This window comes from Streptomyces pactum (genome assembly GCF_002005225.1).
GTDB classification, from domain to species: Bacteria; Actinomycetota; Actinomycetes; order Streptomycetales; family Streptomycetaceae; genus Streptomyces; species Streptomyces pactum_A.
On the sequence record NZ_CP019724.1, the window covers coordinates 1,911,812 to 1,934,968 of the forward strand.

The 23,157-nt window shown below is 70.1% G+C and carries 18 protein-coding genes and 1 CRISPR repeat array; of the genes, 10 read left to right on the forward strand and 8 right to left on the reverse strand.

Annotated features, from left to right (window positions below):
• The first annotated feature begins 10 nt into the window (after window positions 1-10).
• The 3 genes from B1H29_RS07935 to B1H29_RS07945 are packed head-to-tail and all read left to right on the forward strand — an operon-like array spanning window position 11 to window position 6,025.
• Window positions 11-1,633 carry a type I restriction-modification system subunit M gene (locus tag B1H29_RS07935; protein ID WP_055419961.1) on the forward strand — a complete coding sequence of 541 codons (1,623 nt, stop codon included), beginning with the start codon at window positions 11-13 and terminating at the stop codon, window positions 1,631-1,633.
• Window positions 1,626-2,750, forward strand: coding sequence for a restriction endonuclease subunit S (locus tag B1H29_RS07940; protein WP_159027798.1), 1,125 nt, complete (start codon window positions 1,626-1,628; stop codon window positions 2,748-2,750). Before B1H29_RS07935 ends, B1H29_RS07940 begins: the two co-directional genes overlap by 8 nt.
• Window positions 2,747-6,025 carry a type I restriction endonuclease subunit R gene (locus B1H29_RS07945; protein WP_055419563.1) on the forward strand — a complete coding sequence of 1,093 codons (3,279 nt, stop codon included), beginning with the start codon at window positions 2,747-2,749 and terminating at the stop codon, window positions 6,023-6,025. The genes B1H29_RS07940 and B1H29_RS07945 overlap by 4 nt, the downstream gene beginning before the upstream one ends.
• Window positions 6,026-6,169: 144 nt before the next feature.
• Here B1H29_RS07945 and B1H29_RS07950 read toward each other — a convergent pair whose 3' ends face one another.
• Entirely contained in the window at window positions 6,170-7,258 is a 1,089-nt protein-coding gene (locus tag B1H29_RS07950) for a tyrosine-type recombinase/integrase (RefSeq protein WP_234393071.1), read from the reverse strand.
• A 207-nt stretch (window positions 7,259-7,465) separates the two neighbouring features.
• Here B1H29_RS07950 and B1H29_RS07955 point away from each other — a divergent pair, with 207 nt between their 5' ends.
• Window positions 7,466-8,071 (forward strand): hypothetical protein, encoded by a 606-nt coding sequence (locus B1H29_RS07955; RefSeq protein ID WP_234393072.1) that lies wholly within the window; start codon window positions 7,466-7,468, stop codon window positions 8,069-8,071.
• Window positions 8,072-8,176: 105 nt separating this feature from the next.
• On the forward strand, window positions 8,177-8,515 hold the full coding sequence (locus B1H29_RS07960) for a hypothetical protein (protein ID WP_055419564.1): 339 nt from the start codon (window positions 8,177-8,179) through the stop codon (window positions 8,513-8,515).
• 321 nt (window positions 8,516-8,836) lie between these two features.
• Here the strand turns inward: B1H29_RS07960 and B1H29_RS07965 are convergent, their stop codons facing one another.
• On the reverse strand, window positions 8,837-9,379 hold the full coding sequence (locus B1H29_RS07965) for an MOSC domain-containing protein (RefSeq protein WP_199832380.1): 543 nt from the start codon (window positions 9,377-9,379) through the stop codon (window positions 8,837-8,839).
• 299 nt (window positions 9,380-9,678) lie between these two features.
• Between B1H29_RS07965 and B1H29_RS07970 the strand changes: the two genes are divergently transcribed.
• Together B1H29_RS07970 and B1H29_RS07975 are read left to right on the forward strand one after the other, a co-directional pair.
• Window positions 9,679-9,918 carry a hypothetical protein gene (locus tag B1H29_RS07970; protein ID WP_055419566.1) on the forward strand — a complete coding sequence of 80 codons (240 nt, stop codon included), beginning with the start codon at window positions 9,679-9,681 and terminating at the stop codon, window positions 9,916-9,918.
• 3 nt (window positions 9,919-9,921) lie between these two features.
• Window positions 9,922-10,308, forward strand: coding sequence for a hypothetical protein (locus B1H29_RS07975; RefSeq protein WP_055419567.1), 387 nt, complete (start codon window positions 9,922-9,924; stop codon window positions 10,306-10,308).
• Between the two features lie 331 nt (window positions 10,309-10,639).
• Here B1H29_RS07975 and B1H29_RS07980 read toward each other — a convergent pair whose 3' ends face one another.
• The 6 genes from B1H29_RS07980 to B1H29_RS08005 form a co-directional block, all read right to left on the reverse strand.
• Window positions 10,640-11,776 (reverse strand): hypothetical protein, encoded by a 1,137-nt coding sequence (locus B1H29_RS07980; RefSeq protein ID WP_055419568.1) that lies wholly within the window; start codon window positions 11,774-11,776, stop codon window positions 10,640-10,642.
• 104 nt (window positions 11,777-11,880) lie between these two features.
• On the reverse strand, window positions 11,881-13,959 hold the full coding sequence (fxlM, locus tag B1H29_RS07985) for a methyltransferase, FxLD system (protein WP_055419569.1): 2,079 nt from the start codon (window positions 13,957-13,959) through the stop codon (window positions 11,881-11,883).
• A gap of 24 nt (window positions 13,960-13,983) precedes the next feature.
• Entirely contained in the window at window positions 13,984-15,249 is a 1,266-nt protein-coding gene (locus B1H29_RS07990; protein WP_055419964.1) for a lanthionine synthetase C family protein, read from the reverse strand.
• Window positions 15,246-18,257 (reverse strand): lantibiotic dehydratase, encoded by a 3,012-nt coding sequence (locus B1H29_RS07995; protein WP_055419965.1) that lies wholly within the window; start codon window positions 18,255-18,257, stop codon window positions 15,246-15,248. The genes B1H29_RS07990 and B1H29_RS07995 overlap by 4 nt, the downstream gene beginning before the upstream one ends.
• Window positions 18,258-18,478: 221 nt before the next feature.
• Complete coding sequence (locus tag B1H29_RS08000; protein WP_055419570.1) at window positions 18,479-18,658, reverse strand: FxLD family lanthipeptide; 180 nt, start codon at window positions 18,656-18,658, stop codon at window positions 18,479-18,481.
• Between the two features lie 173 nt (window positions 18,659-18,831).
• The gene (locus B1H29_RS08005) at window positions 18,832-19,278 is read right to left on the reverse strand and encodes an ATP-binding protein (RefSeq protein ID WP_055419571.1); all 447 of its coding nucleotides are present in this window, start codon (window positions 19,276-19,278) and stop codon (window positions 18,832-18,834) included.
• A gap of 240 nt (window positions 19,279-19,518) precedes the next feature.
• Here B1H29_RS08005 and B1H29_RS08010 point away from each other — a divergent pair, with 240 nt between their 5' ends.
• From B1H29_RS08010 to B1H29_RS08020, 3 genes are all read left to right on the forward strand, one after another.
• The gene (locus tag B1H29_RS08010) at window positions 19,519-20,805 is read left to right on the forward strand and encodes a hypothetical protein (RefSeq protein ID WP_055419572.1); all 1,287 of its coding nucleotides are present in this window, start codon (window positions 19,519-19,521) and stop codon (window positions 20,803-20,805) included.
• Window positions 20,802-21,341 carry a GNAT family N-acetyltransferase gene (locus tag B1H29_RS08015; protein WP_199832381.1) on the forward strand — a complete coding sequence of 180 codons (540 nt, stop codon included), beginning with the start codon at window positions 20,802-20,804 and terminating at the stop codon, window positions 21,339-21,341. Before B1H29_RS08010 ends, B1H29_RS08015 begins: the two co-directional genes overlap by 4 nt.
• Before the next feature lie 130 nt (window positions 21,342-21,471).
• Window positions 21,472-22,414: a CRISPR direct-repeat array (repeat unit 29 nt; unit sequence GGGACCATCCCCGCGGGTGCGGGGAGCAG).
• Window positions 22,415-22,770: 356 nt separating this feature from the next.
• Window positions 22,771-23,157: a hypothetical protein gene (locus B1H29_RS08020; protein WP_159027799.1), complete on the forward strand. Its 387-nt coding sequence runs from the start codon at window positions 22,771-22,773 to the stop codon at window positions 23,155-23,157.

Below are 23,157 nucleotides of genomic sequence, written 5' to 3' on the forward strand. Positions count from 1 at the left end.
CTCCTACCCCATGCCTCCCGGCACGAAGAAAGCCACCGACCAGGCGGAGCTGTTCAGCGCCTCCACCGCCAAGGAGATCCAGGCCATCCTGTGGAAGGCCGCGGACAAGCTGCGCGGCTCCATCGACGCCGCGCAGTACAAGGAGTTCGTCCTCGGCCTGATCTTCCTGAAGTACGTCTCCGACGCCTTCGACGAGCGCCGCAACGAGCTGAGGAAGGAGCTCGCCGAGGACGGCATCGACGAGGAGCGCCTCGACGACTTCCTGGAGGACCGCGACGAGTACACCGGTGCCCACGTCTTCTGGGTCCCGGAGACCGCGCGGTGGTCGTGGATCGCCGCGAACGCCAAGAGCCAGGGCGTCGGCAGGCTCCTCGACGAGGCGATGGACGCGGTCATGGCGGAGAACGCCTCGCTGAAGGGCGTCCTGCCGAAGATCTTCAACCGCGACAACGTCGACCAAAAGCGTCTGGCCGAGCTCGTCGACCTCATCAGCGACGCCCGCTTCGGCGGCACCGAGGACAAGCCGGCACAGGATGTCCTGGGCGAGGTCTACGAGTACTTCCTCGGCAACTTCGCACGGGCGGAGGGCAAGCGGGGTGGTGAGTTCTACACCCCGCAGTCGGTCGTCCGACTGATCGTCGAGATCCTGGAGCCGTACGGGGGCCGGGTGTACGACCCGGCGTGCGGCTCGGGCGGCATGTTCGTCCAGGCCAGCAAGTTCATCGAGGCGCACCGGGGCCGCGGCCACAAGGCGGACATCGCGGTCTACGGCCAGGAGCTCAACGAGCGCACGTGGCGTCTGGCCAAGATGAACCTCGCCATCCACGGCATCGACGGCAACCTCGCCGGTCGCTGGGGCGACACCTTCGCCGAGGACAAGCACCCGGACCTCAAGGCCGACTTCGTGATGGCCAACCCGCCCTTCAACATCAAGGACTGGGCGCGGGACGAGGGCGACGCGCGGTGGAAGTACGGGGTGCCGCCGCGGAACAACGCGAACTACGCGTGGCTCCAGCACATGATCTCGAAGCTGGGCGAGCGGGGCACGGCCGGCATCGTCCTGGCCAACGGCTCGATGAGCTCCCAGTCGAGTGGCGAGGGCGAGATCCGCCAGGCGCTGGTCGAAGCGGACCTGGTGGCCTGCATGGTCGCGCTGCCGCCCCAGCTCTTCCGCACAACTCAGATCGCGGCCTGCCTGTGGTTCCTGGCCAAGGACAAGACCCCGCAGGGCGCAAAGCGCCTGGAGGACCGGCGCGGTGAGATCCTCTTCATCGACGCCCGGAACATGGGCAAGATGGTCGACCGGACCGAGCGCGTCCTGACAGACGCCGATCTGGCGAAGATCGCTGGAGCGTACCACGCGTGGCGGGGCACAGCGTCAGCGCGCGAACAGGGGCTGACGTACAAGGACGAACCGGGGTTCTGTCTCTCGGCAGACCTGGAAACCGTACGCAAGCGCGGATACGTTCTGACGCCAGGGCCCTACGTGGGAGCTGCCCAAGCAGAGGAAGAAAACGCGGAGGCGATTGCCGAGAGGATCACCAAACTGACTGATGAATTGCACCGGCTGTTCGACAAGTCGGCGGAGCTGGAGAAGACGGTACGGAAGCAGTTGGGGAGGGCCAGTGCCTGAGTGGTTCGATACTACGCTGGGTGAATTTGTCAGCCTTCAACGAGGACATGACCTTCCTTCGGGGCAACGCCTTCCCGGGAATATCCCCGTTGTAGGAAGTGGCGGCATCACGGGCTGGCACAATGAGTCTAGAGCCCCCGGGCCAGGTATCAGTATCGGACGAGCCGCCAATCTCGGTGTGCCAACATTGACCGAGAAGGATTTTTGGCCTCTCAATACAACGCTCTATGTGACCGATTTCCGAGGAAACAACGTACGGTTCACATACCATCTTTTCCAAGTACTGGATCTCGCTGGATTCAATTCGGGAAGTGTTCAGCCCATGCTGAACAGGAACTACATCAGCTCCTTCCCGATCAAGGTGCCGGAGCGGCCGGAACAGGATGCCATCGCGACCCTATTGGGCGCATTGGATGACAAGATCGATGTCAATAGGCGCATCGCGGCCACGTACGAACAGCTACTCCACTGCAAGTACACCGCCATGGGCCTGTCCGGCGAACCTGACGATGAACACGCCATTCCAGTCACGGCCTTGATCACCTTCAATCCAAAGCTAACCAAACCCTCTGCAGATGAGCCGGTCTATGTGGACATGGCCGCATTGCAGACCGATCAAGCCAGCATCCCAACATGGACTCGGCGGGCACCCAAGTCCGGCCCACGGTTCATGAACGGTGACACACTCCTGGCGCGCATCACTCCGTGCCTAGAAAACGGGAAGACCGGATATGTCGACTTCATGGAGGATGGCGAGGTAGGGCTTGGATCCACTGAATTCATCGTCATGCGCTCCCGCAGTGGGGTCCCTAAAGAACTCAGCTATTTCTTGGCGCGTGATGCAAGATTCCGCGCACATGCCATTCGTAACATGATCGGCACTTCCGGGCGCCAGCGCGTAAGTGCGACGGATGCAGCTAACTACTTCGTAAAACGACCGGAAGCAGAAGCTCTGGCGGTTTTTGGTGAGGAAGCCGCAACAGCGTTCGCCCATGTTAAATCCTTGCAGAGTGAGAACCGGCTCCTCGGCACCCTCCGCGACACCCTCCTCCCCCAGCTCATGTCCGGCCGGCTGCGCGTCAAGGACGCCGAGAAGATTGTCGAGGACCACGCATGACGCACGAGGACGACGGCAGAGACAACCACCGCCCCCACGAGTCCGACTGGGAACTGCTCGCCCTCGACGAGCTGGGCGAGCTCGCCTGGGAACCCGCGCCCGGCAACGCGTTCGCTCCCGGCTCCGATCACCGCAGGTCGTGGGACGACCTGATCCTCTACCCCGACCTCCGTGAGGCCGTCGAGCGGCTCAACCCCGGCCTGCCCCCGGACGCCGTCCGCGAGGCCGTCGCCACGGCCGCGGCCCCGGCGTCTCAGGACACGTACGAGGAGAACCGCACCGCCCACGAGTACCTGACGACCGGCATCCGCTCCGTCACGTACACCGACGCCTTCGGCGCCGAGCACAACCCGACCATCAGTCTCGTCAACCTGGACGATCCCGACGCGAACGTCTACCGCGCGCTCAACCAGGTCACCGTCATCGACGGTGAGAAGAATCGCCGCTTCGACGTCGTCCTGTACGTCAACGGCCTGCCCGTCGCCGTGCTGGAGCTGAAGCGGGCCGGCGACGAGGACGCCACGCTCCAGACGGCGCACTCGCAGGTCACCCGGTACGTCCAGGAGTTCCCGACCGCCTTCCGCTACAACGCGGTGGTCCTGCTCTCCGACGGCATCACCGCGAAGTACGGCACGCCCTTCACCCCGTACGAGCACTTCGCGCCGTGGAACACGGACGAGTTCGGCAACCGCGTCGACGTGCTAGAGGCCGAGGGCATATGGGACTCGGGACAGAACCTCGCCCTGCACGGCCTGTTCACCCAGCCGCGCTTCCTCTCCCTCGTCCGGTCCTTCGTCAACTTCGTCCCGTCGAGGCGGATGAAGCGGATCGCCAAGCCGCACCAGTTCTACGCGGTGACCCGCGCCGCCGAGGCCGTACGAGAGGCCGCGGCAAGCGACGGCAAGGCCGGCGTCGTCTGGCACACGCAGGGCTCGGGCAAATCCGAGGAGATGGTGCTCACCACGACGATGGTGATGCGCGACCCGGCGCTGCTGAACCCGACGGTCGTGGTCATCACGGACCGAACCGACCTCGACGACCAGCTGTTCTCCACCTTCCTCGAGAGCGAGGTCCTCCCGGAGAGCCCGCACCAGGTGCAGACCCGGGCCGAGCTTCGCGAGAAACTGGCGGCCAAGGGCGTCGGCGGCATCCTCTTCACCACGCTGCAGAAGTTCGGCCGTACGAAAGAGGAGAAGGAGTCCGGCGCGGACCATCCACTCCTCTCCGACCGGCGCAACATCGTGGTGGTCGTCGACGAGGCGCACCGCAGCCACTACGACTCCCTCAACGGCTACGCCCGCCACCTGCGTGACGCGCTTCCGCACGCCACGCTGCTGGCCTTCACCGGCACCCCGATCTCCCAGGACGACCGCAACACCCGTGACGTGTTCGGCGACAAGGGCGCGTACGACGGCTACGTCGACATCTACGACCTCAAGCGGGCCGCCGACGACGGGGCCACCGTCAAGGTCTTCCACGAGAGCCGGGTGATCTCGCTCGTCCTCGACAAGGACGTCGATCCCACGAAGATCGACGAGGAGGCCGACCGCATCACCGACGGTCTCGACGACACCGAGCGCCGCCGCGTCGAGCAGGCCGTCGCCACGATGAACGCGATGTACGGCACGCCCGCCCGCATACGGGACCTCGCCGAAAACCTGGTAAAGCACTGGGAGGCGCGGCGAGAGCGGATGCATCCGTTCGTCGGCGTCTCGGAGAAGGGCGGTGCGGCCGGCAAGGCGATGGTCGTGTGCGCGACCCGGGAGATCTGCGTCCGCGTCTATGACGCCCTGCGCGAGCTGCGGCCCGAATGGCACAGCGACGAGATCGACAAGGGCGCCATGAAGGTCGTCTTCTCCACGAACTCGCGCAAGGACCCCGACCGCCTGCTCGCCCACTCCCTGAGCGACACCCGGCGGAAGGCGGTCATCAACCGGGCGAAGGACCCCGACGACGAGCTCGAGCTGCTCATCGTCAACAACATGCTGCTGACCGGCTTCGACGCCCCGCCGGTCCACACGATGTACCTGGACCGGCCGCTCAAGGGCGCCAACCTGATGCAGGCGCTGGCCCGCGTCAACCGCCGCTTCCGTGCAAAGCAGGACGGCCTCCTCGTCGGGTATGCGCCGCTGACCGAGAACCTCCAGCGGGCGATCGCCGAGTACACCGAGGCCGACCAGGAGGACCGCACGCTCGGACAGGACGTCGACCGGGCTCTGGACGAGCTGCGCAACGAGTACGACGTCCTCTCGGACATCCTGCGCGGTTTCGGCTGGCGGGAACGGCTGGCCATGCCGGCGAGGACAGCGTTCATCGACGCCGCCATCCGGGCCGCCAACTACCTCCGGGACCCGCAGACCGCGGGCAACGACCCGGAGAAGCTGGACGATCCCCGGCAGACCCTCGGGCGCCGCTTCCGCGACCACGCCCACCGGCTGGAGCGCTTCTACGCGCTGTGCGGCAGCGCCACGAACATCGGCGAGCGGTTCCCGGACCACCCGACCTGGCGGCGGGACATCCAGTTCTTCGTCGAGGTCCGCGCCTACATGGCGAAGTACGACGCGATGGACCGCGAGGCGCGCGGTCTGCCGGTGGCCCGCGATGTCGAGCTGTACCTGGCGCAGCTGACCTCCTCGGTCGTCGAGACCAGCGGCGTGACGGACCTGTTCGCGGAGGCCGGCCTGGAGACCGCCGACCTGACGCAGCTCAACGACGCGCTCGTCGGCCGGCTGCTGAACAGCGAGACCCCGCACCTGGCGGCGGAGGCGCTGCGGCGGCTCATCGAGAAGAAGATGCGTGAGGTGACACGGCACAACGTCGTGCGCCGCACGACGTTCTCCGAGCGGCTTCAGGACCTGATGGTCCGGTACATGCGGCAGCAGTACACGAGCGCTGAGCTCATCGCCAAGCTGATCGAGATGGCCAAGGAGGTCATGGAGGACAGCCGGCGCGGCGAGAAGTTCGACCCGCCGCTGGACTGGCGCGAGCTCGCCTTCTACGACGCGGTCGCCGACCACGGCACGGCGCGTTCGGTGATGGGCGATGAGGTGCTGGCCGGGATCGCCCGCGAACTGGTCGCTGAGGTACGGAGCAAGCTCAAGCCGGACTGGATCGCCCGCGAGCCGGTCCGGGCCCGCTTGCGCAGCGCCATCAAACGCCTCCTGGCCCGCCGCAACTACCCTCCGGACCAGGCCCCGGAGGCCATCGACCTGGTGCTGAAGCAGATGGAACACTTCGCCAACGAGTGGTCCACCACCAACCTCCCGGACGACTGACACACGCGATCTGCGCACTCGTCGTCCGCGCTTCGCCCCGGCACCGGTCCTCCGTGCCGGAACGAAGCAGCCTTCCTGCGTGGCGAGTCCAGGGCCATGTGGTTCTGGTCTTGTCGCGGGCGGCCTCCTGTCGCCGCCCACTGGTCAGGTGAGGCCGGCGGTGGCGTTGTCCTCCCAGCCGTCGACCCGCTGGAAATAGCCGTTCATGGAGCGGGAGTGCCGGGCCCAGCCGCCCTGGTCGGCGATCGCCACGGCATCCTTGCCCTTCTTGCGGGCGGTCGTGGCCAGGCCGATGCGGAGGGAGTGGCCGGTCCAGGCGAGCGGGATCCCGGCGCGGGCGCTGATCCGCTTCACGGCCCGGGTGACGGAGTCGGGGACCATGCCGCCGGTGACGTTGCCGTGCCGGTCGACGCCGACGAACGCGGGGGCGTCCGGCTCCGACCAGTGCGACGGGGCCTCGGCGGCGAGGCGGGCCCGGTACATCTTCCACGCTTCCACCGGGCAAATCGCCGGATCCTGCTGGTAGTTGATCTTCGCATCACGGACGCTGTGCTTCGTCTTGCCGGTGAGCACCGACACGACCAGGCCGCGCGAGGTGAGGGCGACGTCTCCGGCGAGGAGTCCGGCGGGGTCCTGGGCACGCGAGGCGTAGTGGAAGCCGGTCAGGACGAGCGCCTTGTCCCGAGTTCCGGCGAGGGTGTCGGGGCATGCCCTCGCCACCCGGTACAGGTCGGGGACCTCGGCCGCGGCGGCCTGGCCCCGGCCTCGCCGCTCCCCCGCCTTCAGCAACTCCACGGCTGCCGCCTCCAGGGTCACCCGGGCCTGCGCCTGGTCGTCCCGGTTCACCTCCGCGCCACGGCGGCGCAGCTCCACGACGGCTCCGGCGAGGATCGTGCTCGCCGACGACGGGGCGTAGCCCTTCCCGTCCACCCGGCCCCGGTCCAGCAGCCACACGACGAACGCCACCAACGCACCACGCGTGCATTCCAGTTCGGGAAAGCCCTGCGTTCCGCAGAACCGCGTCCAGACCTTCCACGCCTTCGCGTACGTGTCCGTCGTGTTGGCCGGTCGCAGTCGCCGCCGTACCTCGTCCGCGAAGTCCTCCGCGTCCGCCAGGCGCCGCGCGACCTCGACACCGTGGCGCTCCGCCCACTGGACGACCAGCGGGGACCGCTCCGCCGGAACGGGAGTCGTGCCCCCCTCTCCCGACGGGTGCTCGGTGTCGATGCTCAACAGGCACTCCCCCGATTGTTCATGACGTCGGATAAGGAGAGGTTATCCGATGCCAGATGTCCCGTCGTGCCCAGCCGCCGGACAGATCACCTCTCCTCATGGAGAATTCCGGCCAGATTCTTCGGGTGCTACATGCCTGCCGGGAAGCGCGGGCCTACTCTTCATGGAGATCCCGCAGAACTGAGTAAGAATCTGACGGAAGGCCATATGAAGATCACGATCGAGGGCGCGGACAAGGACTTCACCGAGAAGCTCGTCGCGCTCGCCGCAGCGCACCACGCAGAACTGACTGTCGCGGCCGTCGACACCGCCTGGACCGTCGAGCGCGCCACGCGCTTCCTGCGCTCGCTGACCGCCGGCGCCCGCCGGTTCGCCGAGATGGTCATCGTCGACGGCGACGGTTACATCGACGCGGACCAACTACGCGCCGCTATCGGGAAACTCAACGGCCCGACCGTCGCCCTGTCCCGTGCCGTCCCGCGCGGCGTGCGCGAGGGCTGGTGGCCCGAAGGCATCAGTGTGCCCATCGCCCCGGTCCACGACCCGGACAATCCCAGCTGGCACAAAATCATCGCCTACGAGATGACCAGCGAGAACGTGCCCGTCTTCCGTTCCGCCGTCGCCGCCCTGGCCACCGGCCGTCGGGCCCCTGTGTCACCTGAACCACCTGCCCCCTGGAGCGGGGATGCGCCGTCGGCCTTCGCCGTGCCACCCGGCTGGGGCTCCGGCGACGACGTACCGCTGGTCGTTCTCGACGAGGGCGGCACCCATGCAGGGGCCGACACCACCAGCGAGCATCAGCAGGACAGATGAGGCAGATCAAATGGGGGTTGCGCGCCTAACACCCCTCTCCCGCACAGTCGGCGCGGTCCGTCACCCCGGCGGGCCATGACCGCGCCACCCAGGAGTGATGCCGCCATGACCGCCCTCGTCTCCCTCGCCCTCGACCAGGGCCTGGATCTTCTCGGAACGGCCCTGGGCCAGTGGCTGCTCGTCGTACTTCTCGCCGCTGCCGTCGCCGGTACCCGGCTGTACCGACGGAGCCCGGCCGCCACTCCCGCCGAGCCGCCTCGCGTACGCCGCTTCACCCTCCTGCGCACCGAGGAAGCCGACGGCAGGCCCGTGCGGTACGAGACCACCCGGCCCACCGGGACCAAGATCACTCCTTGGGTCAGCGGCCGCCAACGCCTCTTCGAACTGACTGACGTGCAGTTGGAGGACGGGACCTACGCAGCCGAGCCCCTCGACCATTTCTGACCAGCGAGTGCAGTCGATGCAGTCAGCTTCAGCCACCGGCGCCCGTGGCCGCCCCGCCGGCCATAGGGCCGATTCCACGCCAGATCAGGGCCCCAAACCCAGCACTGGCGCCCCGTCCAGGAGCGGCACGCTGGTCGCTGTCTGTCCGGGGGTGGTGTCCGTCCGTCCCAGTCCACGTACGGTGAGCACGATGGCGGCCGACAGCACGGCCACCACGTCCGCCACCAGTACGACAAGCAGCCTTCCAGCGGCAAGGGGGTCCTTGCCGCTGGAAGGCTGCCTGTCGGCGGGTTCGGGCATGGCTCGACCTCGGCGAGCCGGTCAGACCCGGTCGAGGGGTCGGTGCGGACCGCTGGGAAGTTCCGTCTCGACACTGTCGCCGGGGCGCACCACACCGCCTTCCTTCACGACGCTCATGATTCCGGCCTTGCGCACGATGTTCCCCGCCTCGTCGCGACCGACGACCTGCTTCAGCAGTCCGTCCTGGAAGTTGTCGATCTGCAGGCAGGGATTGCGGAGGCCGGTAACCTCCAGGACTGCGGAGTCGCCGATGCGCAGCAGTGTGCCGACCGGCAGACCGAGCAGATCGATGCCACGCGTGGTGATGTTCTCGCCGAGTTCGCCGGGCGCCACTTTGAATCCGTCGTCGTCGACCTCGTCGAAAAGCTCCTCATGAATGAGGTGGACCTGGCGCAGGTTCGGCTGGGTGGGATCCTGCGCCATGCGCGAGCGGTGCTTGACCGTCACACCGGCATGCACGTCCCCCTCCACACCGAGCCCGGCGAGCAACCTGACGCTGTCCCTGTTCGGCTTGGTGAACGAGTACTCCCCGTTGCTGCTGACCGCCGTCACTCTCCCGCTCATGCCTCGGAACCCCCTCGTCGGTGACCGTGTCCGGCCATGAGCCTAGCCCTGGCCGCAGCACGGGAGCCTCCGGGCGTTCGGCAGATACTTCGCTCTGCTCGACCAGCCCGACCGCACCTTCGACCTCGGGTGTCGCCGCTACTGGCCGGCATCAAGGCGTCGGGCAGCGTCATCGCTCCGCTCGGGCGCCAAGAGGTGCCTGGCTGATCGAAGTGGCGGAAGCGATCAGAAACCAGCAGGTCAAAGCGTAATTTCCAGGTGGCTGGCCTGGGCGTGGTCTCGCGCGGCATACTCGTGGCATGGCTGGCATCGAGATCGACGACACCACCGCAGATGCACTGCGGGCCCTGGCCGACGCGGCAGGGCTGCCGCTGGACGCCTACCTCGCGCAGGTCGCCGAGGAGAAGCGGCGCGAGCGCGCGCTGGCCGACGGCGCGGAGATCTTCCGGCAGGTCACCAGCGACCCGGAAACGGCCGCTGCGTTCGACGCTGAATACGGAGGCCCCGCGCCGGCCCGGACCGCCGCGCGGGCGGCCTGACCTGTGCCTGCCGAGTACTACGTCGACTACCGGTGGTTCCTGGAACGCCAGGCCGAGCTGCTGGACGATCTCGCGGTCAACGACTACTCCGTGTTCGTCGGCCTGGCCGCCCGGCACAAGGTCGACCCGCCGCGCCACGACCAGCACCACCCGGACGCCTTCTGGCGTGCGGCCGTGATGCTTGAGGAGTGCGTCGTGCTCCGGCCGCTGCCCGCCCGCAACGAGCTGTACGGCTTCGGTGTGGCCGTGGCGTACCTCGGGATGCACGGGGAGCGGGTGAACACCAAGTTCGAGGCCTGGCGGGACCTGATCGCCGACATCACCGCCCTGCGTCTCGACTCGTTCGCAGTGGCCGAACGGCTCCGCTCGCTGCGCCTGCCGGCGGCCTGACCCCGCTGTCCGCCACATCCAGGGCTCCCGTAGACGGTCGGAAGGCCGGTGGAGGTAACAGGCGGGACGTCTTGTTGAGGACCATCCCCGCGGGTGCGGGGAGCAGTTCACCGCGCCGATCGCGGCCAGGTAGGCGCCGGGACCATCCCCGCGGGTGCGGGGAGCAGACTGCTTGACCTGCGTGTTTATGGCCGCAGAGACGCGGTTTCGGTGACTTTCACCGGTTCCGGCAAATAGGGCATCGGGGGCTCCATGGGTACTTGGAGGGCCAGCCGCTCATCCTACTTCTTGGACGTTTCCTCTTCCCGCGAACTCTTCGAGCCGCGCTTCCTCAGCCTCTCTCCATAGGAGGCGTACGTCCGGAATCGAACGGTCGGGCGAGACTTGCCCGGATCACGCTGTCGCTGGTGCGCACGATCGAAGTGAGTTCTGCTTGCGACTCGTTCGGCATGCCGCCTGCCCCGAGGGCGCAGGCACTCACCAGGTCGCGGCAATCCTGCGTTTGTCGGCTTGAGGCGATCGCGGTGAACAAAGGGTGCGCCAGGGTCTCGCGAGCCGCGTAGCCGTCCCGGGCGTTGATGGTCCTGCGGTGAAGGTCGTCGACCATGCGGCGCGCGACAGATGGCTCGGTGGAGCCGGTCGCGTCGAGGATGGTGAGGCCGAACCGGATGTCGAAGACGGTCATGCCCGGGTCGGTCTTCCGCCCGGTGTATGCCGTCACCAGGTCGGCCACGTGGCGGTCGACCGGCTGCCCGGCGTCGCGGCGGCACAGGACGGTCAGGCAGGCCGTCACGGCCTGTTCCCACGGGTCGCCGGGCTTCGTCTCGGCGAGAAGGGCAGCGGCCCGGGTCGTGTCGCCGGCGGTGAGCGCGGCGATCACCGCGGTCTGGCGCCCGTCGAGCATCCGGCTGCCGACGCCGCGGTGGGCTTCGATGTGTGCTTCGGCCTCGGCCCATCGTCCTGTGGTGGTGAGAGTGCGGGTGCCGTCGGCGAGGAGGACGCGCCACAGCCACGCGCGGACCTCGTGGCGGTCCTCGTCGGTCGCGGTGAGGTCCGCCGGTACGGCGACGCCCTCGAACTGGGCAGCCGTACCCGCCTCGACCGCCGCGTACAGGTCGAGCAGCCGCTGTCGTCCCTCGTCCGCGCGGCCGGCGCGGATGTGGAGGCGGGCGAGGTTGACGACCGGTTCCAGGCCCCGGATCGCGCTCATGCCGGGCAGGGGGCAGGCGTGAAGGTAGGCGGCGGCGTGCCGGCGGCACAGTTCGCGGGCGAGGTCGGGGAGGCCGGCGTCGGAGGCGGTGAGCGCGGCCTGGTTGCAGGCGGACGATGCGAGGCCCTGGTCGCTCTTCTCGACCGCGGTGCCGGCGAGTTCGACGAGGTTGCGTACGCGCTCGGGGAGAGGGAGACACGGAGGCCGGAATCGGGCGACGAGCGGGAAGCGCTGGGCTGCGGGTCCGTACGGGTCCATGGGTCCCCCGGGCGTGAGTGGGAGCTGGAGCGCTGCTGGGACGGTGGGTGCCCGTCCGCCGTACGTCGGCGGGCGGGCACCCACCGTCCGCTACGCGTGGTGCGTCAGCGCCAGTCGACGACGATGCGGTTCAGCGGGGTGTCGAGAGCAAAGTGGCCGGGGCGCTGCTCGATGGCGGGGGCGTCGAGGGGCTGGATCTCGAAGGTGGCCTCACGGCCGCGGTACTCCCGGTCCCAGGTGCGGATGGCCTCGGCGGCCTTCGCGGCCAGCTCGTCGCTGCAGGGGCCGTGACCGATCACGCCGAACTCCCAGAGCCTGCCGCCCTCCGGCGTCTTCCGTTCCGACAAGCGCCGCGCCAGGTAGGCGACGGCGCCCTTGTCGACCGCCGCGGTCGACGAGGGGTAGGGGTCCTCCGTGAGCAGAGTGCCCTTGGCGGTCTGGGGGAACAGCAGCCGGATCAGGCCCGAGGGGAGGGAGCAGGTCACGAACAGTTCCATCCACTCGGGCGACTCCATGGCGCGGACCGTCACGCCGGTCCACTCCTCGGTGCGCGGCTGGTACAGGACGCCGGCGAGGGCGTCGGCGTCGATGTTCTGCCCGGCCGGGGCCTGCAGGCGTACGGTGCCGTCCGTGCTCAGCGGGATGACGCTGCGGTCGTCGTCGGCGATGCCCCTGCGAAGCGGCATGAAGGTGTTCATCTCGCTGCCGAGGGACGCCCATCGGCCGTCGCGCTGCTCGTAGGCGATGGAGCGGGAGACGGTGCCCTTGAGGCGCTGGGGGACGAGGAGCCGGCCGCCGGGTGCGAGCTGCTGCAGCCAGGCGTGCGGCACGCCGTGCGCGCCGACGGTGGCGATGATGCGGTCGTACGGTGCGCCTTCGGCGTGGCCGAGGGCCCCGTCGCGGGTCACCGCCGTGACGTTGCCGATCCCTGCGGCGGCGAGATGCGCGCGGGCGCCCTCCACCAGGTCGTCGTCGACGTCGAGGGTGGTCACGTGTCCGCTGTCGCCGACCAGGTGGGCGAGGAGAGCGGCGTTGTAGCCGGTGCCGGTGCCGAGTTCGAGGACGCGCTCGCCGGGCCGGGCATCGAGCTGGTCCAGCATGAGGGCGACGACGCCCGGCTGGGAGGCGCAGGAGATCGAGGTGCCGTCGGTGTCGTACTTGATGTGCACGGGCGCGTTGGCGTAGGCGTCCTCGAGCGGCGCCTCGGGCACGAACACGTGGCGCGGGACGGTCCGCAGTGCGTTTTCGACGGCGGGCGTACGGGCGTGCCCGTCCGCGCGCAACTGGTCGACCAGGGTGTTCCGGAGGCGCTCGGCGTCCGCTTCGGGTGCGGCGAGCGTGTCGTTAATGACGTGGACGCGCTGCGCGCCGGTCGCTGCTTCGCCGGACGGTGTGGGGCTGTCGCTCGTTCCCATGACTACCTCTCGTGCGATGTCGGACATTGCGCTCTGGTCGCCTCTGAGGAGGCCGGCGCGGTTGGAGTGGAAGATCGCGTGGTGGGCGACGACGGCTCGAAGACCGCGTGTGAGGGCACCACGATCAGCGAGGGAAGCCAGCTCGGCACCTGCCCTCTCGAACGCGGCCACCCATCCGCCGTGCCCGGCGAGCGGGCCGCCCGGGCGGCACAGGCCCTGGGCGTCCACGGTCATCAGCTTGCGCATCGCGGGCACCAGTTCGGCGGCCCGTGCGGAGGGCGGACGGCCGGTGACCGGCCGGAGGGCGGCGACCTTCGCCCACACGTCACCCTGCTCGAACCAGTCCAGGCCTGCCGCCCGCATCATCGCGCTCGCCAGCAGTACGGCGGTTTCCCGGCGCCCGAGGTGCTCCGGCCCGGGCCGGTGGGTGAGCAGGTGGCGGCTGTCCTCGTGGAACAGCTCGTGAGCGGCTTCCATGGCCTCGGTCCCGCCGAATGCCTCGGTCTCGGGCTCGTAGATGCTCGGCAACCATGACACGACCGTGCCGTCCTGGACGAGGTCGCTCAGCATCGTCTCGACGGCGGGTGATGGCTCGTCGGCGCGGTACCGAAGCGGCCAGGGCTGCTTGTTCATGAACCACCAGCCCGTGAGCTGCCCGTCCTGTTCGGCGGCGAGGAGGGCGGGGGCGATGCGTTCGGCGATGGCGCGCCGGGCGCTCTCGCGGTCGGCGAAGGTGACGTTGTGCTGCTGCCAGGGGTCCGGGGGCATGCGGATGTCCTTCGGTCGATGGGGTCAGGCGACGAGCAGGCAGGCGTCCCAGGCGGACCGGGGCGGTGCGGCGGCGTTGGTCGCGAGGAGGGCCAGAGCGATGCCGGCTGCGCCGTCGAGGAGGCCGGGGCCACGCGCTTCGTCCTGGACGATCGCCGTGGCGGTGTGCACGGGGTCGGTGCCCGGCGGATGGACGGCGGCCAGGAGTGCCGGGATCACGGCGCGGAGCCGTCGGGAGGTCGAGGGGTGGGCGTCGTCGGCCGCGCGGGCCGCGATGTGGGCGAGGCCGGCGAATCCGTGGCACAGGGCGTTGTCCCTCGTCGCCTTGAGCTGGGCGGGGTCGGTGAGGGCGGCCACGAGCGCGTTCTCGGCGTCCAGCCGGCGGCGGGTGTCGCCGAGGGCGAGTGCGGCGAGTTGCCGGGCCCGGGCGAGACCTGCGGTGCCGTAGCACCATGACGGCCGCCGTGGCGCGGACGGGGCGGGGTGGCCGGCGCGCAGCTCGGCCCGGGTGATCCAGTACGGCCAGGTCGGCCCGCTACCGTCCTCCCAGTGGTCCAGCCAGGTCAGGATGCGGTCCAGTGCTTCGCCGTGCCCGGCGACGAAGGTGCCGTACCGGGCAGCGAGCGCCAGCAGGGCGAGTACACCGCCTACGCCGTGCGCCATGCCGCTGTTGGCGTGTCCGCCTGGGAAGCGTTCGTCCGGGCGGCCCGAGGGGCCCGTTTCCGTCCACCAGCCCGGCAGGGTGTCTCCGTCCTGGGTGATCGGCCGGGTGAGGCGTACGCAATAGCCGAGGACGGCGCGCAGGGCGGACGAGTCGGGGTTGCGGCGCAGGAGGTGGGCGCCGTAGCCGGACAGGCCCCGGATGGTGTCGAACTCGGCGAGCGCCGGGAGGCGCCCGGTGTCGATGCGGTGGTGAGCGGCGTCGACGCGGCGGATCGCATCGGCCGCCGTCTGCCGGTCCAGGGTGTCGAGAGCGCGTCGGTAGGCACCGGGCAGGTGATCGGCGGCGCAGGCCAGGGCGTGCGCGAAGGCGGACGCCCCGTAGAACGGGTGGCTGTCGGGGCCGCTGGTGAGCGGTGCGCGGGATGCTGCGGCGAGCCAGTCGTGGGCGCGCTGCCACGGGCCGAGGCCGGCCGCGGCCCGCTCGATGTGCAGCAGCGCGATGCCGGGGAGGCCGTGGGCGAGGTGCTGCCGGTGTGCCGCCGGCAGGAGCACACTGCCGGGGTCGGTGAGCTGCTGGGCGACGGCGTCGACCAGGTCGAGCGGGGCCTGTGCGGCCTGTGCGGTCATGGCGTTCTCCCAGTAGGTGTTCTCCCAGTGGTGCGTGCGGACCACGCCAGGGCGGCAGCGCGGGCGAGGTGGAGGCATATCTCCTCTTCGGGGAAGTTCACCGCGATGTGCCGTACGAAATGGACGTGCAGCAGCGAAGTCAGGACGTCGTCGAGGGCGATGCCCTGCGTGTGGGGTCCGGGCAGGTGCCGCCGGTAGGCGGCGAGCGCCGCGTCCCGGTCCGCCCACGCCGACACGACGGCCGCTCCTCCGGGTACGGCGCGCAGTGCCGACCAGTCGTCGCCGGGGTCGGCCAGACGTACGGCTTCGGTGAACTGCGGGCGCGGCACGGGCCCGGGCGCCACGGGCGGCACGTGGTCGATCAGCCAGCGCGTCCCGGCTTCCGTGCCGCCGAGGAACGCGGAGGTGATGGAGACGGCGTTCGCGGCCACCAGCGTGCGCCGGTGCGGACGCCGCCGTTGGGAGAGCTGGGCCAGGACGGCGCGCGAGTCCGCGCGGAACACGTCCTCGGCCGCATCCCATGCGTCGCCGGAGCCCCAGCGCCCCGTCTCCCGATAGGAGGTCGGGTACCGCAGGTCCGCCAACAGCCCTGCACCGCGCAGCTCGTCGGCCCACGTACTCACTGTCCGGGCCGTCCCGGCGAACGCCTCGGGAGTGGGGAGCGCGATGCGCAGGCGCACGTGCTGCTCGGGGTCGCGGAAGCGGATGAACCACCACGGCGGTCCACCGAGTCGTTCGAGCAGATCAGGCAGGTGGCGGGAGAGCAGCGCGTCCTGGCGGCGGGGGTCTCCGTACAACGCGGCCAGCAGTACCGGCGAAGTGGCCGGGGTCTGCGTCTGGGCATGGGAGAGGGCGCGTGCGGGAGTGGGGGCGGGCAGCTCCGGCCACGACGACGGCCGGGTCGCCTTGAGCGGCACCACCACCTCGTGGGCCCGGCCGTCGCACCAGCCGAACGCCCCCGGTTCCGCCGCCTCCTCGAGCAGGGCCTGGCGCACTCGGTCGAGATGGTGGCGCAGCAGCGTCCGGTGGCCGGCCTCGTCGAGGTCGAGGAAGAGGCGCCGGTCGTCCTCCACGAGGTGGACCCGCCGAGGCAGCCGCCGCCGTGCCCGCCAGTCGGTGAGGGCGGCGTCCCATTCGGTCCGGGGATGCGCGCGACCAGGCAGCTCGGATGCCTCGAGTCGCCAGCGGGCCGGAACGAGCACGATGCGCCCGTACCGCAGGCGCGGCAGGAACGGCATCGCCGCCGCGGCGCCCCAGTCGAACACGGTGACCTGCGCGCTCTGGGCGCGGGGCAACTCGGCGAGGAACCGCACGAGCGGCGGAGTGTGCGTATGGAGGTTCAACGCGTGCATCCCGACGGCCTCGACGCGCCGGCCACGCTCCGGGAGGGCCAGATACATGCGGCGGCCGTCGCACCCCACCGCCAAGTCCGCGGGTCCGAGGACGTCGTCGGCGAGGGCGCGGTGTTCCTGGAGGCTGATCACGGTCGGCAGGACCCGCGGGGCCCGCGCGACGTGGGCACTCTCCGGCAGGAGCGGCGGAAAGGAGAGCTGGGCGGGCACGGTGTCGCCGTCGGCGGTCGGAAGGCCGGACAGTTCGGCGGCCAAGGCCGCACGGTCGGCCGGGGCCAGAACGCCGAGGAAGCGGCCCGTGGTCACGCCGACGCCGCGGGACACGCTCACGATCTCCAGCCGGAACCTCCCGCGCTGCAACGCGTCCACGCTGCCGGCATGGACCCGTACCCCCATCTCCAGGTGCGGTGGCAGTCGGGGTTCGTCGGGCCCTGCGTCCAGGCCGTCGATCGACTCGTCGGTGAGGACCACCTCGTCACTGCCGTCGAGCGCGGCGGCCTGCGCCAGCCGTACGAGGGCGTCGTCACGGGCGGAGAGGCGCGGCCGGCGGGCGCCGGGCGAGGTACCCGGGTAGCCCTCGGGGTAACCGATGCCGCTGTCGGCGACGACTTCCTGAAGCGGCACCATGGTGCCGATGCCGTACCGCTCGTAGAACCGCTGGTGGTACGCACCCCACGCCGCGGTGCCGTACGGGCGACCGCTGAGCCTGGTCAGGATCAGTGCGGCGCGCTCGGTCTCGCGGGCGACCGCGTCCGGCAGTACGAGCTGCGCGTCCAGGCGCAGGTCGAGTGCGACGGGGTGGCGGCGCAGCCCCGGCACGAGAGCCCTCATCCGCGCTGCCGCGCTGTCGCGCCCACCGCGCGAGGCGCACTCCGTCAGCATGGCCCGGGTCTCCCCCAGTTCGCGCGCGGTCTCGGCCAGAGCCGGGAGGTCAGCGGCGTCGATGGTGCGGAGCCGGTCGAGCAGGTGTCCGAGGGCGTCGGTCTCGGTGCTCGGCGCGTGCAGGCCCGTGATCAGCACCCGTCGTCGGACCAGCTCCGCCAGCAGTCGGCGTACCTTCTCCGGCCCGGCCTCGGGAAACTCCGCCTGGAGCTTGTCCACGAGTTCACCGCCCCGGACCGGCTCCCGCGCCACGGCGAGGACCGCGCGCACGGGCTCGGTCAGGGCGAGGGACGCCTCCACCGCGCGAGTCCGCTCGCTCCGGTCGTCGGATTGGAACGGCACGACGAACCGGTCGCCGCGGCTCGTCACGGTGTTGTTGACGACAACGGGCAGTCGTTCGAAGAGGCCCGGGCAGGACTCCAGCCGCTCGACGACAGCGGCCAGCCACTCCGCGCCCGCATGGCCGACGGCCACGTGCTCGCCACCCCAGCTCGCGCGCGCCTGCGGGCCGAATCCCGCGACGGTCACACCGGCGAAGAGCCCGAACGGCGTAGCCCTGTGCCGGGAACGCAGCAGGTAGCGCGCCACGGACAGCGCCACACGCCCCACCTGCCGCGCGGACGGCTCAACGCGCGCCGTGGACGGTGCAACGCGCGCCGTGGACGGTTCAACGGACGTGCACACGCTCCGTACCCTCGCGGCCAGAACCGGGCTGGCGTACTCCAGGGCTTCGGCGAGGTCGTAGTCGGCGAGGACGGTACGCAGCCACGCGATGCAGGCGGCGACTCCGTCGGCGGAGCGGTCGTCGGGGTCGGGAAGCGGAGGACACGGCGGTTCCGGGCGGGCAACGGCTCGTACGAAAGCGGTCGTGCCGGCACGGAACGCCGGATACGGATCAGCCACCACTACCTCCGTGGGTGAGGGACGGCGACTGGTGCCGCCACGCCACACGGCGCGGCAGCACCAGCCCGCGAAGACGCGAAGCCCTGGGGTGGTCAGGCGACGTTCGTGGTGCAGGCGCCGCAGGTGGATCCGCAGTTGTCGTCGGTCAGGTTGACCAGGCCCGCCGGGTCGGCCACCTCGACGAGGGAGACGTCCAGGTCGAAGCCGTCCGACGGCCTCGGCGTCCGCCCGTTCACCTGCGTGTTGCTCGGGACTACGGTGCTGCGTGTCATGCCAACTCCTCTACGTCGGAATGCTTCTGTGCGGTGCAGCCCGCCTCCGGCCGTACGGCACGGCGCCGCCTGATCGGGGCGGGAGTCTGGTGAGACGGCAGCCGGCCGTCGCTTTCGAGAGGTCATGCGGAGGCGGATGACGTCCGGAAAGCCCGAGGCCGCCACGGAGGTGCTCACCCGTCTGTCTTCATCAGGAGTTCGGCCCAGACCTCCTTGCCCCACGGGCTCCTGTGCGGGCCGTGCAGGTCATAGCCCCAGCGGTCGGCGATGCCATCGATCAGGAGCAGGCCACGCCCTGACTCGTCGTCCTCGCCGGCCCGGCCGAGGACCGGCAGGCGGTATGGCGCCCGGTCCACCACCCCGGCCCGTACCCGTGCCGCGCTCGGCCGCCCGACGATCAGACGGATCGATCGGCACGGCGTGTGCGTGACGGCGTTCGCAATCAGCTCCGACATGATCAGCGCGGTGACCTCGGCGAGGTCGTCGAGGTGCCATGCACCGAGGGCGTCACGAACGAGCGTCCGGCCGGCTTCGGCAGTGGACGGCTCGCACGGGAAGGTCTGGCTGTAGGCGGGATGCCCGGTGGCAGCGGATTGCATGAGCGTGATCAGACTCGTCATCGGGGTTGAGCCCTCGCGTCGTCTCGGTGTCCGGCCCACTCCTGAGAAGCCGCGAGGAGGAGGCCGGACGGTCAACAGCCGCTCGCTCCGGAGGAGAGGGCGAGCAGCCACCAACCAGACAACTCGCTTCTGGGGCCTGGTGGTTAGGGCGATTCGCCGTCCACTCCGAGGAAAGGCCTAGGATGATTTGACTTTCCCTTTACCTGGTGGATGAGGGGGCGTCAGAGCTACCGTTCGGGCATGGACACCACGCGCAACGCCGTTCTCGAGGCGTGGATGGCCGAACACGGCTACAGCTCCAACAGCCTCGCCGACGCCGTGAACGGGGCCCTCGAGCGGCTGACCGGCCGGCCTGGCGGACTCGACGGCTCGTCGGTCCGAGCCTGGAAGGCGGGCCGTGTCATGTGGCCCAAATCAGCCACCCGCAAGGCGATCGAGGACGTCAGCGGCCTGCCCGCCGTCGCTCTGGGGTTCGTGCCACGGGGCCGGCCTTCGTCCACCCCCTCCCCACCGCAGCAGGAGGACCCCGACATGAAGCGCCGCACCCTCGTCGGCGGCATCGCTGCTGCCGCCGCAGCAGCAGCGGCCGCGCCAGGCGCCGCAGGGCCCCGCCGCATCGGCATGAGCGACGTGGACCGCCTGAACAAGCGCTTCGCCGAGATCATCGCCAGCGACCACCGACACGGCGGACAGCTCGGCATCGAACAGCGGGCGGCCGCGCTCGCCGACGAGGCTCTGAACCTGCAGAACGCCGGCAGTGCCACCCAGCGCGTACGCAGCAACCTCTACGCCTCCGCGGCGGCGTTCCGCTCGTCGGCGATGTGGGCCGCCATCGACGGCCGCCGCTACGACGTCGCCAAGGCGCACATGCGTGAGGCTCAGGCCCTCGCCGAGATGTCCGGTGACCAGGCCATCAAGTTCCGTATCTGGAGCCACACGGGCACCATGTACCGCCACATGGGCCGGCCCGCCGACGCGTTCGCCGCCAACGACGTCGCCCGCAACCTGTACATCACGCGCCGCGACCCGATGTTCGCTTCCCTCGGCATGGCCCGGCATGCGGCGATCCACGGCGCGGCGCACGACCGCACCGGCACCCGCCGTGCGTTCGACCAGGCGCAGGAAGCCATGCTGCGTGCCGACCCCGGCGACTACCGGCCCGTATGGCTGCTCGCCTTCTACGACCAGGCCGAGCTGCACTCCCTGGCCCTGTCCGCCCATCTGGCACTCGGCGACTACTCGACCGCCGAGTACCACGCCCACCGCTGCCTCTCCGCCCTGCGGCCGCACATGGTCCGGTCCCGGTCCATCACCACGACCCGTCTCGCGCACGCCCAGCTCGCACAGGGTGCAGCCGACGCCGCCACGAGCACCGCGATGAAGGTCCCCGCCGACGCCGCCACCCGGCACGCCCGGGTGACGCGCATGCTGCAGGAGTTCGGGGCCGCGCTGCGCGCCACCGCGCCCCGCAGCTCCACCGTGCAGACCTGGACCGAGCACACCGCCTCCTGGAGGATGGCCGCATGACCACGGCGCCCGCCATCGAACTGCGCACGTTCACCACCCTCGACACCGCCCGCGGCGACCTCCTCGACGTCTACGCCGACGTGCGCGCCCCGCTTCTCCACCTGCCCAATTACGCGGTCACCGCCTTCGGCGAGCGCCTGGACCGGCACGGCGGCGAGCCGGGATTCACCGCAGTCCTCGCCTACGCGGACGAGCATCCGGTCGGATACGCCTACGCCAACACCATCGAGCACGGCGACCGCTACTGGCAGCGCACCAGCCCGGCGCCTGCGGCCCCATACGCCGAGCGCCCGGCCGTGGCTCTGAAGGAGATCGGCGTCCGGCCGGCGTGGCGGAAGACCGGCACTGCCCGGCGTATCCACGACGCCCTCCTCGCCACGCGCGACGAACCGTTCGTCACGCTGATGGTCAACCCGGCCGCCGGGGACGGAAAGGTCCACGCTCTCTACCGGTCGTGGGGGTACGAGGACATCGGACAGAGCCAGCCGTCACCGGCGTCGCCGGTCCTGACTGTGATGGTCCGTGCCGTGCGCTGACCGGGGCGCGGGGCACGGCAGAACGCTGCTGCGCGACGGCGTCAGCAGTTGAGCGCCTCGTCGCCATGAGACGGCAACCCTGCGGGTGCGGGGAGCAGATGGCTGGCCTCCAGCGCGACGCCGACGACCGGGGGCCATCCCTGCGGGTGCAGGGAGCAGTTCGGCGCTCACGGGCGCACGTCCTTGCCGCTGGGACCATCCCCGCGGGTGCGAGGAGCAGGCCAGGCCCGTACGTGCTGGGGGCCGTGAGCGGGACCATCCCCGCGGGTGCGGGGAGCAGGTGGCGCGCTGGTCGGTGGTGATGGGGGCCGCGGGACCATCCCCGCGGGTGCGGGGAGCAGGCGTCCCCGTCGCCGGACCGGCGCGCCTGGTGGGGACCATCCCCGCGGGTGCGGGGAGCAGTAGCCCTCCGGGGCTGGTCGGCCGTACTACGTGGGACCATCCCCGCGGGTGCGGGGAGCAGCGGTACAGCGTGAAGCTGGTGGAGCGGCCTCGGGGACCATCCCCGCGGGTGCGGGGAGCAGGTCGTAGCCCGGTCGATTCGTGACGCGGTGCCGGGACCATCCCCGCGGGTGCGGGGAGCAGGTCGGCATCGGCGTGGACGAGGTGACCGGCGAGGGACCATCCCCGCGGGTGCGGGGAGCAGTGGGTGAGAGGGATAGCAGAACGCGCCGGAGGTGGACCATCCCCGCGGGTGCGGGGAGCAGAAGTTCATGTGGGAGTCCGTCCTCAAGCCGCTGGGACCATCCCCGCGGGTGCGGGGAGCAGTCCCTTTCGTGGATTACCCCATCGTCCCGAAGGGGACCATCCCCGCGGGTGCGGGGAGCAGGGCACATCGGAAAGCTGAACATCAAGGCGACCGGGACCATCCCCGCGGGTGCGGGGAGCAGACTCAAGGCGGCGGGGGTGACCCCGCCGGGGGGGGACCATCCCCGCGGGTGCGGGGAGCAGGGATCCGCCAACTCCGGCCAGGCCCACCGATGGGGACCATCCCCGCGGGTGCGGGGAGCAGGTGGACGCCGGGTACATCACGGTGAACCCGCTGGGACCATCCCCGCGGGTGCGGGGAGCAGACTGTTCGACCTGCGAGTTTATGACCGCCGAAGCGTGTTCTCAGGGACTTTAAGGGATTCCGGCAAATGAGGCATTGCAGCCGATTACGTACTGGGGTCGAGCGGGCTGCGTCCTACGTCAACCTCGCACTGATCCGTGTCCCGAAGGAACGGTGATGACACGACAACCTCCTCTACTCCCATTCTCGCCCAGGACGGCCGCTCCCACCTGTAGGGCCTGTCCTTCTGGCTCAACACCGAGCCCTAGGTGGTTATCCACAGGGCGCCCTGCGTTGTCTTCACCGAGTGAGACGATCTCTGCCTGACTGAGCGAGACATGGAGTATCGGAGTGTCACTACCAGACACGTTGAAGCCCTTGGACGCGTCCCTGGATTCGACGGACCGTGCCCAGGTCATGGCAGCCGCCTGGGAAGCCTTCGCCGTGGCCGAACAGGTGGCGGACGCTGTCGCTTTTGAGGAAGTCGGCGACGAGCTCCAGGCCCTGATGGCCGCGCAGGCGAGTGCGGCCGGCCGGAGCCTCCTGCCGCTGCCTGGGCTCGGTCGCCCCGTCGACGTGCCGCCCCTGTCGCCTGGTGCCGAAGGGCTCGCCCCATACGTGGAGCTACTGCGCCACGTCCAGGCGGCCCTCGAGCATACGGCTGCCGAGCCGGGGACGGAAGAAGGCGGCCGAGCGGCGGTGCGGGAGGCTGCTGACAAAGCTGCAACCGCCGCCGGGGCGCTCCTCGCTACCCGGGAGCGATAG

What these genes read in the sequence shown, in the direction of transcription:
- B1H29_RS07935 (WP_055419961.1), top strand. Translation starts at nt 11, where the DNA reads ATGCCTCCCGGCACGAAGAAAGCCACCGACCAGGCGGAGCTGTTCAGC.
- B1H29_RS07945 (WP_055419563.1), top strand. Translation starts at nt 2,747, where the DNA reads ATGACGCACGAGGACGACGGCAGAGACAACCACCGCCCCCACGAGTCC.
- B1H29_RS07955 (WP_234393072.1), top strand. Translation starts at nt 7,466, where the DNA reads ATGAAGATCACGATCGAGGGCGCGGACAAGGACTTCACCGAGAAGCTC.
- B1H29_RS07960 (WP_055419564.1), top strand. Translation starts at nt 8,177, where the DNA reads ATGACCGCCCTCGTCTCCCTCGCCCTCGACCAGGGCCTGGATCTTCTC.
- B1H29_RS07965 (WP_199832380.1), bottom strand. Translation starts at nt 9,379, where the DNA reads ATGAGCGGGAGAGTGACGGCGGTCAGCAGCAACGGGGAGTACTCGTTC.
- B1H29_RS07970 (WP_055419566.1), top strand. Translation starts at nt 9,679, where the DNA reads ATGGCTGGCATCGAGATCGACGACACCACCGCAGATGCACTGCGGGCC.
- B1H29_RS07980 (WP_055419568.1), bottom strand. Translation starts at nt 11,776, where the DNA reads ATGGACCCGTACGGACCCGCAGCCCAGCGCTTCCCGCTCGTCGCCCGA.
- fxlM (WP_055419569.1), bottom strand. Translation starts at nt 13,959, where the DNA reads ATGCCCCCGGACCCCTGGCAGCAGCACAACGTCACCTTCGCCGACCGC.
- B1H29_RS07990 (WP_055419964.1), bottom strand. Translation starts at nt 15,249, where the DNA reads ATGACCGCACAGGCCGCACAGGCCCCGCTCGACCTGGTCGACGCCGTC.
- B1H29_RS08000 (WP_055419570.1), bottom strand. Translation starts at nt 18,658, where the DNA reads ATGACACGCAGCACCGTAGTCCCGAGCAACACGCAGGTGAACGGGCGG.
- B1H29_RS08005 (WP_055419571.1), bottom strand. Translation starts at nt 19,278, where the DNA reads ATGACGAGTCTGATCACGCTCATGCAATCCGCTGCCACCGGGCATCCC.
- B1H29_RS08010 (WP_055419572.1), top strand. Translation starts at nt 19,519, where the DNA reads ATGGACACCACGCGCAACGCCGTTCTCGAGGCGTGGATGGCCGAACAC.
- B1H29_RS08015 (WP_199832381.1), top strand. Translation starts at nt 20,802, where the DNA reads ATGACCACGGCGCCCGCCATCGAACTGCGCACGTTCACCACCCTCGAC.